13 protein-coding genes are annotated in these 16,189 nt (G+C 66.9%); 5 read left to right on the top strand and 8 right to left on the bottom strand.

The genetic code is table 11. The features are described 5' to 3' along the window. Positions 1–194 precede the first annotated feature (194 nt). Positions 195–3,515: an arabinosyltransferase domain-containing protein gene (locus tag GS4_RS23740; RefSeq protein ID WP_007625427.1), complete on the bottom strand. Its 3,321-nt coding sequence runs from the start codon at positions 3,513–3,515 to the stop codon at positions 195–197. Between the two features lie 90 nt (positions 3,516–3,605). Here GS4_RS23740 and aroQ point away from each other — a divergent pair, with 90 nt between their 5' ends. The 3 genes from aroQ to GS4_RS23725 all read left to right on the top strand — a co-directional run bounded on the left by aroQ (position 3,606) and on the right by GS4_RS23725 (position 4,960). After that, on the top strand, positions 3,606–4,079 hold the full coding sequence (gene aroQ, locus GS4_RS23735) for a type II 3-dehydroquinate dehydratase (RefSeq protein ID WP_007625425.1): 474 nt from the start codon (positions 3,606–3,608) through the stop codon (positions 4,077–4,079). 91 nt (positions 4,080–4,170) lie between these two features. Then, positions 4,171–4,635 (top strand): SRPBCC domain-containing protein, encoded by a 465-nt coding sequence (locus GS4_RS23730; protein ID WP_007625423.1) that lies wholly within the window; start codon positions 4,171–4,173, stop codon positions 4,633–4,635. A gap of 19 nt (positions 4,636–4,654) precedes the next feature. Next, entirely contained in the window at positions 4,655–4,960 is a 306-nt protein-coding gene (locus GS4_RS23725; protein ID WP_040511726.1) for an ArsR/SmtB family transcription factor, read from the top strand. 20 nt (positions 4,961–4,980) lie between these two features. Here the strand turns inward: GS4_RS23725 and GS4_RS23720 are convergent, their stop codons facing one another. From GS4_RS23720 to dprE1, 4 genes are read right to left on the bottom strand one after another with little or no spacing between them, the layout of a single operon-like run. Continuing rightward, positions 4,981–5,742: an MBL fold metallo-hydrolase gene (locus GS4_RS23720; RefSeq protein WP_007625421.1), complete on the bottom strand. Its 762-nt coding sequence runs from the start codon at positions 5,740–5,742 to the stop codon at positions 4,981–4,983. Then, the gene (locus GS4_RS23715; RefSeq protein WP_007625420.1) at positions 5,739–7,766 is read right to left on the bottom strand and encodes a galactan 5-O-arabinofuranosyltransferase; all 2,028 of its coding nucleotides are present in this window, start codon (positions 7,764–7,766) and stop codon (positions 5,739–5,741) included. Before GS4_RS23715 ends, GS4_RS23720 begins: the two co-directional genes overlap by 4 nt. A gap of 26 nt (positions 7,767–7,792) precedes the next feature. Continuing rightward, positions 7,793–8,554, bottom strand: a complete 762-nt coding sequence (gene dprE2 / locus GS4_RS23710; protein WP_007625418.1) for a decaprenylphospho-beta-D-erythro-pentofuranosid-2-ulose 2-reductase — start codon at positions 8,552–8,554, stop codon at positions 7,793–7,795. Positions 8,555–8,605: 51 nt separating this feature from the next. After that, the gene (gene dprE1, locus GS4_RS23705; protein WP_007625416.1) at positions 8,606–10,030 is read right to left on the bottom strand and encodes a decaprenylphosphoryl-beta-D-ribose oxidase; all 1,425 of its coding nucleotides are present in this window, start codon (positions 10,028–10,030) and stop codon (positions 8,606–8,608) included. A gap of 92 nt (positions 10,031–10,122) precedes the next feature. Here dprE1 and GS4_RS23700 point away from each other — a divergent pair, with 92 nt between their 5' ends. Both GS4_RS23700 and GS4_RS23695 read left to right on the top strand, forming a co-directional pair. Then, positions 10,123–10,725 (top strand): TetR/AcrR family transcriptional regulator, encoded by a 603-nt coding sequence (locus tag GS4_RS23700; RefSeq protein ID WP_007625405.1) that lies wholly within the window; start codon positions 10,123–10,125, stop codon positions 10,723–10,725. 82 nt (positions 10,726–10,807) lie between these two features. After that, entirely contained in the window at positions 10,808–12,085 is a 1,278-nt protein-coding gene (locus GS4_RS23695) for a Cmx/CmrA family chloramphenicol efflux MFS transporter (protein WP_007625403.1), read from the top strand. A gap of 12 nt (positions 12,086–12,097) precedes the next feature. Here GS4_RS23695 and GS4_RS23690 read toward each other — a convergent pair whose 3' ends face one another. The 3 genes from GS4_RS23690 to GS4_RS23680 all read right to left on the bottom strand — a co-directional run bounded on the left by GS4_RS23690 (position 12,098) and on the right by GS4_RS23680 (position 16,028). Next, positions 12,098–13,381 carry a lipase family protein gene (locus GS4_RS23690; protein WP_040511724.1) on the bottom strand — a complete coding sequence of 428 codons (1,284 nt, stop codon included), beginning with the start codon at positions 13,379–13,381 and terminating at the stop codon, positions 12,098–12,100. A 378-nt stretch (positions 13,382–13,759) separates the two neighbouring features. Further along, entirely contained in the window at positions 13,760–15,295 is a 1,536-nt protein-coding gene (locus tag GS4_RS23685; protein ID WP_007625400.1) for a phytoene desaturase family protein, read from the bottom strand. A 76-nt stretch (positions 15,296–15,371) separates the two neighbouring features. Next, complete coding sequence (locus tag GS4_RS23680) at positions 15,372–16,028, bottom strand: hypothetical protein (RefSeq protein WP_007625398.1); 657 nt, start codon at positions 16,026–16,028, stop codon at positions 15,372–15,374. Between the last annotated feature and the right edge of the window lie 161 nt (positions 16,029–16,189).

The raw sequence follows: 16,189 nt of genomic DNA, 5'->3' as shown, positions 1-16,189 counted from the left end.
CCGCAGTTGTTGGTCGGGGGCGAGTCCGGGCGCGGCAGGCGGCTTCGGTGACCATATTCTGCTGCTGAGCGGGCGGTCGCGTGGATATTGCACGCGGCACCCGGCTGGGCGGCAGTTTTTGTCGCAACTGGGTCGGGCGGCGGCAGTTTTTGGTCGGGACTCGGGCGGGCCAGACCCGACCCCCGCCCAGACCCTCAGTGCCTGATCGGGGCCGGACTCCAGAGCCCACTGCGGGTCTCGGTCCCGGTACGGATGCGCGCCTTCTCCTCGACGTCGCCGTAGGGCTCGTACTTCTCCAGCGATCCCCAGTCGCGGCCGATGTCACCCTGCAGGTACGTGGCCACGGTGTTCGGCTCCTGCGACACCTCGAGCCAGCCGAGCGGGCCACCACCGAAGGAGTCCTGCCACGCCGACACCGCCGCCGAGAGGTCGGCCCCCGGCTTGATCCGCCACTTCGGGATCTCCGCGACACCGTAGTGATGGGTGAACGGCCGCTGACACGGGAACACCAGGCCGGATGTCCAGTCCACGTGGACCGGGTCGCTGCTGCCGACGACCTGCTGCAAGGTCTTCACGGCCGGTACACGCGGCGGCGTGACGACGATGAAGCGATCCGACGACAGGTTGTCGTCGTCGGCGACGATCCGCACCGCGGTCGCGTCCTTCGGCAGCGAATCCGTGGTCAGTCGGACGTTGCGCCACGACGGCCGCGGGCCGGGGTCGATCATCTCGGTGTCACCGGTCGCCGACAGATCGGCATCGCGGGTGTTCGGCCCGAGCGGGTCGGTCGTGTACTCCAGCAACAGGTTCGGGTTGTCGTACTCGCCGGCCACCGAGAAGGTCAGCAGCGGGCGGTCGCGCCATTCGTCGGGTAAGCGGTACCAACCGGAGGTGAGTCGGGCGGGGACCTGATCGGTGGTCGAGTAGCTGCCCATCACCGGGGTCCGCTTCGGGTCGAGGAAGAACGGCAGCTTCGCGTAGCTCCCGTTGACCCCGGCCTCGCCGGTGAATCCGCCGCCGGTGCCACCGGTGTTGGCCGTCAACACATCTGGTGATGCCGCGACGTTCTGCGACAACACCCCGAGGGACCCTTCGGACGCCTGTGTGTCGAGGTCCGTCGGGACGCCGTTGGCGGTGAAGCCGGTGGTGGCCGGCCGCGATGCCCCGTCGGGCCGGGTCGGAGCACCGGCCAGCGGATCGCGGAGGGTGCCGTCGACCGGGGAGAGCATGTCCGCGTTGGGTTCCGGTTCCACCCAGACCTTGTCGGCCATGCCGCACTGCTTGCCGGTCAGTGCCTCCAGATTGGACCGCGGCACGGAATAGGAACTGCTCTGCTGGATTCCGGCGAACACGGCGGTGACGATCTCGAACACGACGACCGCGGCCGCAGCCCAGGCCAAGGGCGCCGACGTCACGGCGTGCCACGGTCGCCGACGCCCGGGTGGCGCAGCGGGATCGTCGGGGTGCGGGTCGCGTCCGGTGAACGGCTCGCGGAAGTGGAACCACAGGGCGAGCAGCAGCAGGAGCAGCGACGCGTACAGCAGCACACTGCCCAGCTGCGCGCCGAAAGAGACCTGGGTGACGCCCCAGGGCATGCCCCACGCCGAGGCGTAGTAGTACGAGTTGGGCGCGGTGAACGCGAGACCGCAGACGAACAGCACCAGTGCCGCGAACAGGGTGCGGTTCCGTCGGGAGTGCATCGCGTCCTGACTGGCCGCGATGGCCGCGATGGCGGCCAGAGCCGCTGCGAGACCGGCGAACACACCGAAGTGATGCGTCCACTTGGTCGGCGTGAACATCAGGAAGACCAGTGAACCGAAGGTGATGCCGACGATCCGACTGGTCGGTCCGACGGCGGTGCCGGGGATGCGCTGCTTGCGGATGAGCAGTGCCGCCGAGACGATCAACGCCAACAGCATCGCGAGAACGGCGAAGCGTCGGGCGATCGATCCGTCGGCGGAGTACGCGAACAACGATGAGTAGCGGCTGATCTCGTTGTACCAGTGCATCGACGGTCCCAGAGCGGACTTCATCTGTGATGCCTCGACGAACGATCGCAGCGTCAGGTTCGAGAACACCACGAAGATCACGAAGGTGCCGGCCGCGAGGATCGGGGCGAGCAGGGCGAGGTAGGACCACCGGTCGCCGCCGAGTACCCGCGCACGTTTGATCAGCGCCAGGATCATCGGCCGCGCGCCGGCTATCAGCGCGGCAACCGCCAGGAGGCCGGTCGGACCGGCGGCGAGACTGAATGCACCGATCAGACAGGCGACGGCCGCCGGCAGCATTCGGCCGGTCGCGATCGAACGCTCCACCGAGCACCAGGTGAGCAGTGCGCCGAGGCAGATGATCGGTTCGGGTCGCAGGCCGTTGTTGAACGGGAACCAGGATGCGAGGAAGACGAAGGCCGCGGTCCAGCCGACCGCCGGGCGGGTGATGGCGGTGCGCCCGAGCCGGGGGAGGACCTCGTGGCTGATGATCAACCACACCCCGATCCCGCAGAGCAGAGCGGGGATTCGCATCCACGGGCTGGCCACCGACACGTGGCTGAGCAATCCGAAGACCTGGTAGTACCAGCCGAACGGTGCTTCGGGAGCGCCGTACCACCGGAAGTAGTTGGCGGTGTACTCACTGTTTTGCGCGACCCTCGACATCGTCAGCAGATAGCCGTCGTCGGAGGTGTTGGGGCCGATGAAATGCCAGAGGATCAGCGCACCGATGACCACGTAGTCACGTGCGTTGAGCCGCCACCATCGTGCCGGCAGGAACCGTCGATGACGCCGACCGTCGGTGGCATCCAACCGGGCCAGTGTCGCCAGCGAGAGCAGGGTGGCGATGATGCCGACGACCAGGACGATCCACTTGAGGATCGTCGGCGCGGTGCTGTAGCGGGAGTCGATGGTCGCGTGTGCGCGGAGCCCGGGGATGTCGGCGGTGGACCCGTCGAGGTCGGTGTAGATACCGGTGACCTCGGGTCGCTGATCCGCGGCGTAGGTGTCCGACTCGCGTCCCGACGTACTGCCGGTCAGCGGTTCGCCCTCGTCGTCGACCATCCCGACGAACTCGGCCGACACCTCCTCGGAGTCGGCCGACACCACGATCTCGCGGCATCCCTGCTGCTCGATCTGGGCCAGCGTCGCCGACACCAGCGGGACGTTGCGGATGACGACCTCGAGGGTCTGGCGGTCCGGCGGGTCACCGGGTGAGCCGGTCTTGCGGATGAACAGGCCGCGCTCGGTGGATTTCTTGGCCTGCTTCGGCGTGGTCGACAGCAGGATCGACTCGCCAGGGCCGAGGCGGTCGACTGCGGCGCACGGGACACGGACGTCGAGATCGATCGGCACGTAGCTGATCAGCGGGGCGGTGACCGACGAGACCTTGCCGTCCTGCGGCCACGAGATCTCGGCGGTGGTCTGGTTGACCGGCATGAGCGGGGTGGCCAGTGCCATGAGAAAGCCCAGCAGGCCGGTGATGATGGCGACTGTTCTGGCTCGTCGGACACTCGGCGCTGGCACAAAGAGTGATGGTAACCGTTGGACCTATGGGTGCGATGTCCGGTGACCGGCCTACCCGGGACCTGCGACGCCCGACGCTAAGGTGAACGCATGTCGCAGGAGCCGTCGGACAACCCTGGTGAACCGTTGCCGATCCTGGTGCTCAACGGACCGAACCTGAACGCGCTCGGCACCCGACAACCGGATGTCTACGGGTCGGCCACGCTGGCCGACATCGTCGAACTCGCCGAACGTACAGCCGCCGACCTCGGCCTGGGCATCCGCGCGGCGCAGACCAACCACGAGGGCCAGATGATCGACTGGGTCCACGAGGCCCGCGGCCAGGCGAGCGGCATCGTCATCAACCCCGGCGGCTGGACGCACACGTCGGTGGCGCTCGCCGACGCCCTGGTGGTACCCGAGGTGCCGGTGGTCGAGGTGCACATCAGCAACGTGGCCGCCCGCGAGCCGTTCCGCCACTTCTCCTATGTCTCGCCCATCGCGTCGGCGGTCATCGCGGGCTGCGGCATACAGGGTTACGAGTTCGCGGTGCGACGCCTGGCCTCGCTGATCTCCCATCGGTAATCCGCAACCGTGGGGTTGCTTCAACGGTTGACGTGTGCAACTCTTGGGTTGCACTGCAACCGGGCAGTTGCACCAACGGAAGGTTTCGACGATGACCGAGAGCACCGCCACCACCGAACTCGACCGCATCGAGCGCGAGATCACCATCGATGCCCCGGCGTCGCGGGTCTGGAGCCTCGTCGCCGAGCCCGGCTGGTACATCAATGACAAGGAGATCGTCGACCACGAGATCGAACGCGACGGCGACATCTCCTATGTAACGGACCCAAAGCATGGTCGTTTCGCGTTCCGGACCGTCGAACTCGACGAGCCCCGCTACGCCTCGTTCCGGTGGCTGGCCGACGTCGAGGATCCCGACAGCGCATCGACCCTGGTGGAGTTCTGGATCACCGAGACCGGCGACGGAGTGCTGCTCAAGGTCGCCGAGAGCGGGTTCGCATCGCTGCCCGGTTCTGCCGCCGAGCGTCGCGCCCGGTACGAGGGGAACGCCGAGGGCTGGACCATCGAGCTCGACCTGGCGAAGCGGCACCTCGCCGGAGCCGCAACCCGTGGCTGAACTCGCCGCGCCGACGGACATGTTCGCCGCACTGGCCGACGAGAGCCGGTGGCAGATCCTGGTCCGACTTGGGCACTCTCCGGCATCCGCCTCCGCTCTCGCCGATGAGCTGCCGATCAGCCGTCAGGCGATCGCCAAGCACATCAGGGTGCTCCAGGAGGTGGGCTTGGTCTCCGCGGAGAAGGTCGGCCGCGAGGTCCGCTACGCGGCGGTGGGTGCTCGGTTGAACACCCTCGCACGGCAGCTCGAGACCATCGCGGGCGGTTGGGACCGTCGTCTGGAACGGATCAAGTCGCTGGCCGAGGAGCCACGGGATCGATCGTGACCTCGCCGACGCCACTCGATTCAGTCGCGGTCGAGTGCCCGGTGGGCGGCCTCGGCCACCGATCCCCGGAGCATCGGTCCGTGACCGGGGAAGAGCGTGGTGGCGTCGAGGCGGGTGAACGACTCGACCGCGGCGCGATTGGCATCGATGTCGTGATGGAAGCAGGCGGGCAACAGCTGTGGCCCCGACAGCTTCGAGATGCCGTGCGCGGTGTCGAGGGCATCGCCGCTCACCAGCACGGCACCGTCGCCGACCAGAAAGCCGCTGTGGCCCTCGGTGTGGCCGTGTGCGGCCACCGGGACGGGGCGGCCCGGGAGGTCGATCGCGGCCGACTCGCCGACCGGGAAGGGCGCGGCATCCGGGATTCCGTTGCGCGACAGCGCACCCAGCGGGATGATCCCGGCCAGCCAACGCAGCACCGCCGGACGGTAGGCCATCGGGGCGATGTCTCGAGGGCCGGCCTGATGCAGTACCTCGCGGTGCGCGTGCGCGACCTCGCGAGGGTCGGCGTAGACCGGGAATCCGTACTTCTCGCTGAGTGACACCAGCCCGCCGAGATGGTCGACGTGGGCGTGCGTGAGGAGGGCTCCGCGGACGTCCTCGGGTCGGCGGCCGATCTGCCGGATCGAATCGACCACGTCCGCGGCATTGCCCGGATAGCCTCCGTCGACGAGGGTCAGATCCGAACCCTCTTCCAGGAGAATCCAGTTGACGTGATCGGTGTACACGAGATGGGCGGTCGAGTGATCACCTTCGACGGCGCCGACACGGAAGGTGCTCATCGGGCGTCCTTTCGCACCACGAGGACGAACGGACCCACCTCGGTCACCTCGAACCGCGGATCGGCGAACAGTGTGCGGTCGAAGGTCACCGTGTAGCGCTTCACGTTCGGGTCGTTGGGGTAGACGTCCTCGGCCAGCCGGAGGGTGTATCCGTCTGCGCCGTAGCGGAACAGGAAGACGTTAGGTGCCTTCCACGGCGAGGAGTCGAGTCGGTCGACGAGTTGCTGCGGGGTGGTCGACGTCGACCACTCGGCGATGGCTGCCGCGCGTTTGTCGAACTCCGCCAACGGATTCGCGTAGTGCGATGTGAGGCCCTGGAATCCCCAGTACGGGTAGATCGACAGGAAGCCGTAGTCCGCGGTGAGGACCACGTTCTGGTCGGCAGGTCGCCCTGTCTGCTCGGTCACCAGTCGGTTCAACTCGGGATAGTGCGACTCCGCACCCGCCGGACGTTTGTCGGCACGGTCGCCGTAACCATCGGTGTCGGTGTAGGCGGTGCTCACCTCGGTGCCGAGGAAGTTCGGGATGTCCTGTCCCACCGCGATGGCGGCGATGGCGGCGAGAGCGACGACACCGAAGCGGATGTCGCCGAACGCGCGGACCGCCCGCCGTGCGAGTTCCGCGGCAGCGAGGACCCCGGCGGCGGCGAGCAGGGCCACCAGGATCGGTTCGAGCCGGAAGGACAACAGTGTGGTGCCGCCCGCGGTCAGGAGCATCGACAGCAGACAGACCAGGTAGACGCCGACCACCGCGATGCCGAGCGCCAGTGCGATCGTGCGCTGACGGAAGCGCAGCAGCAGCCAGATGAGGCCGGCGAAGGTGAGCAGGCCGACCAAGGTGAGGTGCAGCATCGGAAGCGGTAGCAGCGCACCGCGTTCCGGCAGGTAGTGCTCGGCGGTGCCGCCACTCGCGGGCTGGCTGCGCAGGCGAGCGAGGAGATACGGCGCCCAGACGGTGAGGGCCATGATCCCGGCGATGACGCCGACGGACACCAGCCGCACCACGATCGCGACGATCACCGTGCGGCGCTGGGCACGCACCTCCGCGTCGGGTACCGCCGTGTTGGACGCCGACCACCATGCCTGGCCGATGAGGTAGAGGGCCATCAGGACGGCCGTCCCGGCGAACAGGCCGGTGTAGAGCGTGTAGAACGTGGCACTCAGACCGATGAACACACCGGATGCGATCACCGCGGGCCAACTGGTGCCCGACCGCAGTCCGCCGATCGCGCCCTCGGCGGCCCTGGACCGACCGCGCAAGGCGTAGAGCAGCGTGACCATCGTCGGGACACCGATCAGCACCAGGACGGCGGCATACGGCTCGGGCGAGGCGAACATCAGCGTCACCGTGGTGACCGCGAGGGACACGGCGACACCGCGATCGGCGCCCAGCATGCGGTTCCACAGGATCACACCGACGGCGGCGGCCACCGCGATGGACAGGATGGCCCATGGTTTGTACGCCTCCCAGCCGGGCACACCGGTGGCGGTCGCGTAGCGCCCGCCGAACCAGAACCATCCGGCCGGGTAGTACGGCGCCAGGTCGATGTAGGTCATGTCCGCCAGGCGCGGACTGTTGGTGAGCCGCGTCAGGTACTCCGTGCGGAACTCCTGGTCCACCGACAGACCGAACAGGTAGAGCCGCGTCGCACCCAGCGGCATCCCCAGCGTGACGGTGACGAACCCGGCGGTGGCGACCGTCGATGCCAGGGTGGTGACGATCCCGCCGCGACCGCGGCGGTACAGCAGCGCGACCACCACCAGGATCACGATCGCGACGACCTGGCCGACCGTGGTCAGGGCACGCGTGACATTCGACGAGTTGAACGCCGGCCAGTCGACGGTGTCGATGACGCGCAGCCCGACGCCGGCCACGATCGCGCCGACGATGACTGCGGCGACCACATTGCCGACGTCGCCGAACAGGCCACGTAGACGGCCGGACGAACCGTGGCCACCGGGACTGCCGAGCGGGGTGCCCTCCGGCGTTGCGGTCTCCGATGCGGAGGTTTCGGTGCTGCTCACGCGTCCAGTCCTAGCAGGGTCGGTGGTCAGATGGGCAACCGCCGGAACACCGGGCGCGGGATGTGCCGCAGCACGATCATGATGAATCGGAACGGCCCGGGGACCCAGATGATGTCTTTGCCATTGATGGCCGCGGCGACGGCCTGCTGCGCGACGTCTTCCTTGTTCACGGTCAGCGGGGCCTCGGCCACGTTCGCCGACAGGCGGGTGCGGACCTGTCCGGGGCGGACCACCAGGACGCCGATGCCCTGCGGTCGCAGCGCATCGCCGAGACCGAGATAGAAGCCGTCGAGGCCGGCCTTGGACGAGCCGTAGAGGAAGTTGCTGCGACGGACGCGCTCACCGGCGACCGAGCTCATCGCGATGATCTGGCCGTGCCCCTGGGCCTTGAACTTCTCCCCGAGGAGCACGCCGACCGAGACCGCCGCGGTGTAGTTGATGTTGACCTCGATGACGGCCTTGCGATGGTCCTGCCAGACCTCTTCGTCGTCGAACTGCACACCGAACGCGACGATCGCCACGTCGATGTCGCCGCCCGCGAAGGCCTTGTCCAACACGGCCGGATGGCTGTCGGTGGCGAGTGCATCGAAATCGATCTGCTCGACGCTGCTCGCGCCCGCGGCACGGACCTGCTCGACCGCGGCCGCAGCGGTGGGATCGCCGGGGACCGTCGCCAGCACGACGCGGGCGGGTCCCTTCTTGAGGTACTCCGCGGTGATGGCGAGTCCGATCTCCGAACTCCCGCCGAGGACCAGGATGGATTGCGGCACGCCGACGGCGTTGATCATGGTGTCGCTCTCGCTTTCAGTGAGGCTTGCGGGTCGAGGAAGGGGACGCGGTCAGAGCAGTTCGAGCCGGCGGCCCATGTCGGAGGCGAAGACCCCGGTGGGATCGATCCGACGTCGCGTGGCGATCCACTCGTCGATCTGGGGGTACATCGAGTGGAAGCTCTGCGCGGAGGTCCGTGAGTCCTTGGCCGTGTAGAGGCGGCCGCCCATGGCCATGACCCGGCGGTCGAGATCGTTGAGGAACTCGGCCAGGCCCGCCTTCACCGGGAAGTCGAGGCAGACGTTCCAGCCCTTGAACGGGAAGCTCAGCGGCGCCTTGTTGCCGTCGCCGAACAGTTTGATCACGTTGAGGAAGCTGACGTGTCCGGAGGCCTGGATGTGCTCGATGAGAGCGATGAACTCGCTCTCGTTGCCGGTCGGCACGATGAACTGGTACTGCGCGAAGCCGCCGCCCCGGCCATAGGCGTTGTTCCAGCCGCCGAACACGTCGAGCATGTGATAGAAGCCGGCGAGGTTCTTCACCTTGCCCTCGCTGGGTGGTCCGATGCGGTAGTAGCCCTCACCGACCAGCGAGAAGCTGAGCTTGTTCGCCAGACCGCGCGGGAACACGTCCGGGAAGGACACCAGCGGCTTGTTGTTGAACGACAACGGGTCCTTGCGGTACTTCTCCGGGAGTTCGTCGAGGGTGGCGAGGTTGCCGCGGGAGAAAGTGCCCCGGCCGAGTTTCGGCGGCGCGCTGATGGAGTCGAACCAACCCGAGGCGTACTCGTATCCGTCCTCGAACCCGTCCTGCAGGTGCAGGTCGATGGTCTCCTGCAGCGAATTCGTCCGCGCCGTGTCGGCGATGAAGTACGCGCTCTCGGTGCGCTTCATCTGGATCTTGGCACGCAGCACGATGCCGGTCAGGCCGATGCCCGCGACGGTCGCCCAGAAGAGGGACGCGTCGGTGTCGTCCGGAGACCCGGTCGGCGTCAGCGTCAGGATGCGACCGTCGGCCACCAGCAACTGCATCTCGAGGACGTGGTTGCCGAAGCTGCCCTGGCTGTGGTGGTTCTTGCCGTGGATGTCGTGGGCGATTGCGCCGCCGATCGTCACCTGGCGGGTGCCGGGGAGGACAGGAACCCACAGGCCGTAGGGCAGCGCCGCCTGCATCAGCGTGTCCAGGCTGACGCCGGCGTCGACGTCGACGGTCGCCGCGTCGGCGTCGATCGAGTAGATGCGGGTGAGCTGGGTCATGTCGACGGTCAGACCGCCGCTGTTCTGTCCCGACTCGTTGTAGGAGCGGCCGAGCCCACGGGCGATCACACCGCGGCGGAGGTAGTCCGGCTTGTCGGCGTTGTCGTCGGCCACGCGTGCGACCGCCTCGGCGATGACCTCGGGGTAGGGGGTCGACAGGACATGTCCCTCGGTGGGGGTGGTCCGTGACCATCCGACCAGCGTGCGCGTGGTGATCGGCAGGAGCTCTTCTGTAGACATCGATGGAAAGGGTACCCGTCCCCGGACCCGGCCCGAGCCGACCTGGGGTCAGGTTCTGTACAGATCCATCCAGAATGGGTTAGCATGCTGCCATGCCCCGGCCACCCAGCTTCGATCGGCAAGCGGCGCTCGATGCTGCCGTCGGACACTTCTGGAGCCATACCTATGCGGCGACTTCCACGGAAGAGCTATGCGAGGCCACCGGTCTGGCCCGGAGCAGTCTCTACAACACCTTCACGTCCAAGGCTGCGCTCTACCGCGAGTCGCTGACGCGGTACGGCGAGATCAAACAGGACTCGCGTGACGTGTACGTCTCGACTCCCGGGACCGGGCTCGAGGTCGTCCGACGGGTCGCCGTGGACATGCTCACCGAACAGTTCGACACCGCCGACCGTCGCGGTTGCCTCGTCATCAACGCCGCCGTCGAGATGGGCACCAGCGACGACGGCGTGGCTGCTGCCGCCCGGGTCAACCTGACGGGCTTCGACGACATGCTCACCGACATCGTCACCCGAGGCCAGGACGACGGTTCCATCCGAGCCGACCGGGGGGCGCGAGAGCTCGCCGAACTCGTCCACGCCGTCATCAACGGATTGCAGGTGGCCGCTCGTGTCGCATCCGGCCGCGACGAGGTACTGCGGTCCGTCGACACGATGCTCGCTGTGCTCGCCCCATCCGAAGCAACTTCTTCCTGACCGCCCGCACCGTCGCGGGGTTCCGGCACGACCGAATTATGTATTGAATAGTCCAGAATTCGACCAGAATCGGGGGAAATCGATGACGACCGTCGCCGAGACACGCAGGAGCGACCGGTTGCCGCTGGCGACCTATGTCCTCGCGTTCGGTGTGTTCTGCGTGGGTACATCGGAATTCATGCTCGCCGGGCTGTTGCCCGAGATCGCCACCGACCTCGACATCTCCATCCCCGCGGCGGGAAATCTGATCACCGCATTCGCGGTGGGGATGCTCATCGGTGCACCGGTGACGGCTCTGCTGACGATCCGACTGCCGCGCAAGGCGACCCTCCTGGGCGCCATCGGCATCTTCGGTGTCGCACATCTGATCCCATTGCTGATACCGACCTACGAGGCAACGCTGATCAGTCGGGTCGTCGCCGCAGTCGCCTGCGCGGGGTACTGGGCGGTGAGTGCAGTGGTGGCCGCCTCGATCGCGCCACCCGATCGCCTGGCCCGATCGATGGCGGCGATCGTCGGCGGACTGACCATCTCCAACGTGCTCGGGGTACCGATCGGCACCTGGTTGGGACAGACCTTCGGCTGGCAATCGGCGTTTCTCGCGGTGGCTGTCGCCGCAGTGGTGACTGCTGCACTCGTGGTGACCTTCGTCCGGATCCCCGCCGCCGATCGGTCGGATGTCTCGATGACATCGCTCGTGCGCACGGAGATCCGCGTCTTCGCCGACCGTCGGGTCTGGCTCGCGCTCGCCACGACCGCTCTGTTCCAGGGCGCCGTGTTCTGCACCTTCTCCTACCTCGCGGTGCTGTTGACCGAGCGCAGTGGGATCTCGGAGGGGCTGGTGCCGGTGGTGCTGCTGCTCTTCGGCCTCGGTGCGTTCGCGGGTGTGACCATCGGCGGACGATACGGCGACCGCAACATGCTCCTGAATGTCGTCGTCAGCCTGATCGCCATCGTCGCCAGTCTGCTGTTGCTCATACTGGTGTCCGGTTCAGCGGTGGGTGCGGTGATCACCGTTGTGCTGTTGGGTGTGTCGGCGTTCTCCATCGCAGCCTCGATCAACGGTCGTGTGCTCGGTTTCGCCGGTGATGCACCGACTCTCGCTGCCGCGGTGAACGTCTCGGCGTTCAACGTCGGCAATGCGCTCGGGCCATGGCTGGGTGGCCTGGTCATCGCGGCCGGACTCGGGGTCGTCGCGCCGACCTGGGTTGCGGTCGGACTCGCACTCGGCGCCCTGGCCGTCGTCGCGGTCTCGGCACGGGTGGAGCGCGCGACCCCGGCCCGAGACGTTGGACCATCGACCGAGAGCCCGGACGTGCGAACGGATGCCGATCTCGTCGGCGAGTGCTCCACCAGCTGATCACGCTCCCCGTCACCGACGGCATTCGCTCTTCGACGGGATGCCTCGCATCCGCTTGTCGAGCCAGTCCAGCGCTTCCGGGTACCCGACCACCGCGGCGAGCCCGTGTTCGCCGAACACCTCCCGGTAGCGTGCGTTGGCGCCGAGTCGGCACTGTTCGCGGTACAGGTTGCGTGCCGCTTCAGCGGGAATCCACCATTCCTGGGTCCCGTTGAAGATGTACAGCGGTACCGGTGACCCGATGTTCGCGAGCTTGGTCTCGGTGTAGATGCGGTTGGCCACCGGTGACCGGAACGGATCGGGATCCTTGGAGAACACCTGGGTCGGCAGGAACGTCTGGCCCATCAGCGCGATCGGGATGGTGCACAGATCCTTCATCGGCGACACCGCCATCTGCTGCGCCAGATTGTTTGCCAGCGTGAGGATCTCGGGACGCTCGCGGGCGATGCCCAGCATCGCCGCGTGGAAGAGGCCGGTGGCCAACGTGGCGTTCATGCTGCCGGAGAGGACTCGGAAGTCGGCTGGGACACCACCGATGGCAATCCCCGCGACGCGTGGGATGAGCTCGCGTGCATAGACCGACAGCATCTTCGCCGCGCCGTGGGAGGCGATCGCGCCCCCGGAGTAGCCGGTCATCGCGATGCGGCCCTTCCCGAACGATGTCGGATCGGCGATCGCGGCGGCTCGGACGGAGTCGAGGATGACCCTGCCGGCCAGGGTCGGCTCCGCGTAGGACATCCGCGGTCCCTGGTGGTCGGGGACGATCACCGCATAGCCGCGCGCCAGTGCGAGCTGGGTGGATGGCGGGATGAGATCAGTGACACCGGTGGTCAGTCGAAAGCCGTGCGCCAGCGTGTATCCAGCGGTGCATTGCGCGCCGAGTGCGTCGATGGGGACGTTGTTGACCAGAATCGGTCGCGGCCCACGGGCCGGTGCGGGTTGCCGTGGGACCAGCAGGGTCGCGGTCCCGAAGATGGGCGAGCCGAGTGCGTCGCGACTGACGAACTTGACCTGCGTGGCGGACGAGATCGGAGCGGTCACAACGATCTGCGCTGCTCGCGTCACATCGCGGGTGGCGATCACCTGACCCGGTGCGCGTTGTCCGAGGTCGGCGGGCCATCGGTCGAAGAACACATCGCCGGTCGGCGATGGGAGCATGGCCGCGCGCAATTCCAGTGTGCGGTGGTCGTATCCGGATGCCAGTGCCGATCGCGGGATCGTCTTCGACTTCGGAACGTTCGGCGCCGGGATGGCCCGGTCGACCGCCGGCGGCAGCCAGGACGGCGCGGGCATCATCTGAGGTGGATCGGCTGTGGCGGTCGCCGGCATCGCGACCAGTGCCGTTGCGGCGACGACCCCACTCGCGGCGGCGATCAGTGGGCGACGAAAGTTTGTGGGGCCGAACTTGATCCTTTCCAATCGGTTCCGGACGCTCGATACACGTGTGTTCATGGACTTCCCGACTTCAGGGCACAACTCGACGCGCCACGCGCGAATGGTGAAGCGACGCGCGTGAATCGCTCAGTACCGCTGGGGCGCGGTCGATCTCACGACGAGGGGCAGTGGTGGTACAGGCGTGTACCGCCTGTACGTCCGAACGGTAGACCCACTCAGGTGGAAGAAGGTGGATTCGGCCGGAGATCGTCCGTTCGTGGGAAAGTCACCACCGGGCGGTCATTCGCCGAGAATTCGGCGCGCCGCGTTGCGCCCGGGGATGCCGCTGACGCCGCCTCCGCGGCGGGCGCCTGCTCCACAGAGAAGGAGCTTCGGGTGACGGGTCTCGACTCCGAAAGTGCCGACCTCGTCGGGGGATTGTGCCCACGGCCATTGTAACGGTCGGTGGAAGATGTTGCCGCCCGGCATCGACAATGCAGCCTCGAGATCGTGCGGCGTCTTCACCTCGATACACGGATCGGCATTGGCGTCGTCTGCGATGACCGATCGGATCGGTTCGGCCAGTACGGAATCCAGTGAGTCGAGGGTGGCCGCGACGGCGTGGTCCACCGACTCGTCGGATCTCAGGACCGACGGAGTCATATGCAGGCCGAACAGGGTGAGCGTGTGCATCCCGGCGAGTTCGGGGCCGAGGATGGAGCGATCCGACACGGTGTGACAGTAGATCTCGCAGGGAGGTGTGTCCGGGACGTCGCCACGTGCAGCCTGCTGCCACGCTGTCCGTAGTTGCCGGTAGCTCTCGTTGATGTGAAAGGTCCCGGCGAACGCCGCGTCGACCGGCGTGGCACGGTCGATGAGTCTCGGCAGACGGTCCAGTAGAAGATTGATCTTCAGCTGGGCACCGTGCGCCCGTGGCTCCGTCGTGAGTGGTTCGTCGAGGAGGGCGTCGAGAACGGCGGGAGCGCAGGCGGCCGAGATCATGTCGGAGGTGATCGTCTCGCCGTCGAGTTCGATCGTCCCGTCGGACGGCTCGACGTGTCGTACCGCCGCGCCGGTGCGGACCTCCGCGCCCGCCGCCCGGGCCGCCTCGTAGAGCGCCCCGGAGACGGCACCCATACCGCCGACGGGAACATCCCAGTCGCCGGTGCCGCCGCCGATGAGGTGATAGAGGAAGCAGATGTTCTGCCGTAGCGAGTCGTCGTGTAAGTCGGCGAACGTGCCGATCAGTGCGTCGGTGGCGACCACCCCGCGGACCAGATCGTCGTCGAAGCGTGCTTCGATCAGCTCCCCGAGCGGCCGCGTGGTCAATTGGTCCCACAGCGCGGCCAGGTCGGTGTCGTCCCCGACGACGAGATCGGCGACATCTTCAGCCGAACGGAGCGGCTCGGTCATCGTGGGGAACAGACGTGTGGCCACGGTCGCCATCTGCTCGTAGAAGCGTTGCCACTCGGTCGCCGCGGTGTCGGACCCGGTCACCCGACGGAACGAGTCGGCGGTGCGATCGGCATCCGCGTTGTCGATCAGCAGGCCGACCGTGGGGTTCTCGGGCACCGGCGTGTACGACGAGTAGCGGCGACGCACCAACTCGATGTCGAGCTCGAGGTCGGCGATCAGCTCACGCGGCATCAGCGACACGAGATACGAGTAGCGGGACAGCCGCGCCGGCATCCCGGGAAAGGGGGTGGCCGATACGGTCGCACCGCCGACGTGATCAGTGGCCTCCAGTACCAGCACCGACCGCCCAGCGCGGGCCAGATAGGCGGCTGCGGTCAGGCCGTTGTGGCCCGCTCCGATGATGACGTCGTCGTACCGCACCGTTCCAGGTTCGCAGAGATCTGGGTCGGATGGGGGTGGGGACGCTCGTCCCTAATGTCAGGGCGAGTGTGCGCCCTCAGATTCGAGGACTCGCTCCTGGAGGGCTCTCGTCGTCGGATCGCGTCACACTCTGATCGTGGGTCATCGAAGCGTCGGCCGCATCGGGCGTGAACTCCCTCGTGACCGACACCTCGTATTTGCGGCACGAGATCCGATCGATCACATGAAAGGGGGGATGGACATCGAAGTTCCGGGTCCAGACTTCACCGACGTTGTGGTGGTCCAGCCAGAAGTCGAGCTTAGTCACCACATGTTCGACGTTCGACCACGACGTGATCGTGTGCACCATGGCCGATAGCCAGACAACGAAGAAGACCCCGGTCAGGCTGGCATTGATCCAGAGAAAGACGCCGGGCAGAAACTCCGGCCAGAGAAGTAGGACGATCCAACCAGGAAGCACGAAACTCAGACACAGAATCGAGTTGATGATCGCGCCGTTGATGACGCTCCTCCTTTGATCCCTCATCAGAGCGACCAGGAGGTTCGTGTGGATGGTGAACTCCAGAGCATGAGCGCTCATCGAATGGGGGTTCATCTCGTTGAGAGTGTCCAGATCCCGGCGAATGCTCGACCTCAGGTCACGTTGGCCTTGGCGACTGAGCAGCCACGCGACAATGGGTGCGAGGAGAGCGGCAGCAGCCGCGACGATCGCGACGACAACTTCTTTCTGCATGCGCGGCATCATAATGAGACGTGCGTACTGATCACCCGAGATTCAGCAGTCTGGCAAGTGATTGATCGCTTCGGCCTTGATCTCGAACTGGCTCGGCTAGACGGGCGCAGCCGGGTTCGGCTCGGTATGCCACCGCGTGATCGGGTGAGGACTGACCGCGC

Origin of the sequence: Gordonia soli NBRC 108243 (assembly GCF_000334455.1) — a bacterium.
GTDB lineage: Bacteria > Actinomycetota > Actinomycetes > Mycobacteriales > Mycobacteriaceae > Gordonia > Gordonia soli.
Note: the sequence above shows the minus strand (reverse complement) of the source record. Positions and strands in the feature narration are given on the sequence as shown.

What these genes read in the sequence shown, in the direction of transcription:
- aroQ (WP_007625425.1), top strand. Translation starts at nt 3,606, where the DNA reads ATGTCGCAGGAGCCGTCGGACAACCCTGGTGAACCGTTGCCGATCCTG.
- GS4_RS23730 (WP_007625423.1), top strand. Translation starts at nt 4,171, where the DNA reads ATGACCGAGAGCACCGCCACCACCGAACTCGACCGCATCGAGCGCGAG.
- GS4_RS23725 (WP_040511726.1), top strand. Translation starts at nt 4,655, where the DNA reads ATGTTCGCCGCACTGGCCGACGAGAGCCGGTGGCAGATCCTGGTCCGA.
- GS4_RS23720 (WP_007625421.1), bottom strand. Translation starts at nt 5,742, where the DNA reads ATGAGCACCTTCCGTGTCGGCGCCGTCGAAGGTGATCACTCGACCGCC.
- dprE2 (WP_007625418.1), bottom strand. Translation starts at nt 8,554, where the DNA reads ATGATCAACGCCGTCGGCGTGCCGCAATCCATCCTGGTCCTCGGCGGG.
- dprE1 (WP_007625416.1), bottom strand. Translation starts at nt 10,030, where the DNA reads ATGTCTACAGAAGAGCTCCTGCCGATCACCACGCGCACGCTGGTCGGA.
- GS4_RS23700 (WP_007625405.1), top strand. Translation starts at nt 10,123, where the DNA reads ATGCCCCGGCCACCCAGCTTCGATCGGCAAGCGGCGCTCGATGCTGCC.
- GS4_RS23695 (WP_007625403.1), top strand. Translation starts at nt 10,808, where the DNA reads ATGACGACCGTCGCCGAGACACGCAGGAGCGACCGGTTGCCGCTGGCG.
- GS4_RS23690 (WP_040511724.1), bottom strand. Translation starts at nt 13,381, where the DNA reads ATGATGCCCGCGCCGTCCTGGCTGCCGCCGGCGGTCGACCGGGCCATC.
- GS4_RS23680 (WP_007625398.1), bottom strand. Translation starts at nt 16,028, where the DNA reads ATGCAGAAAGAAGTTGTCGTCGCGATCGTCGCGGCTGCTGCCGCTCTC.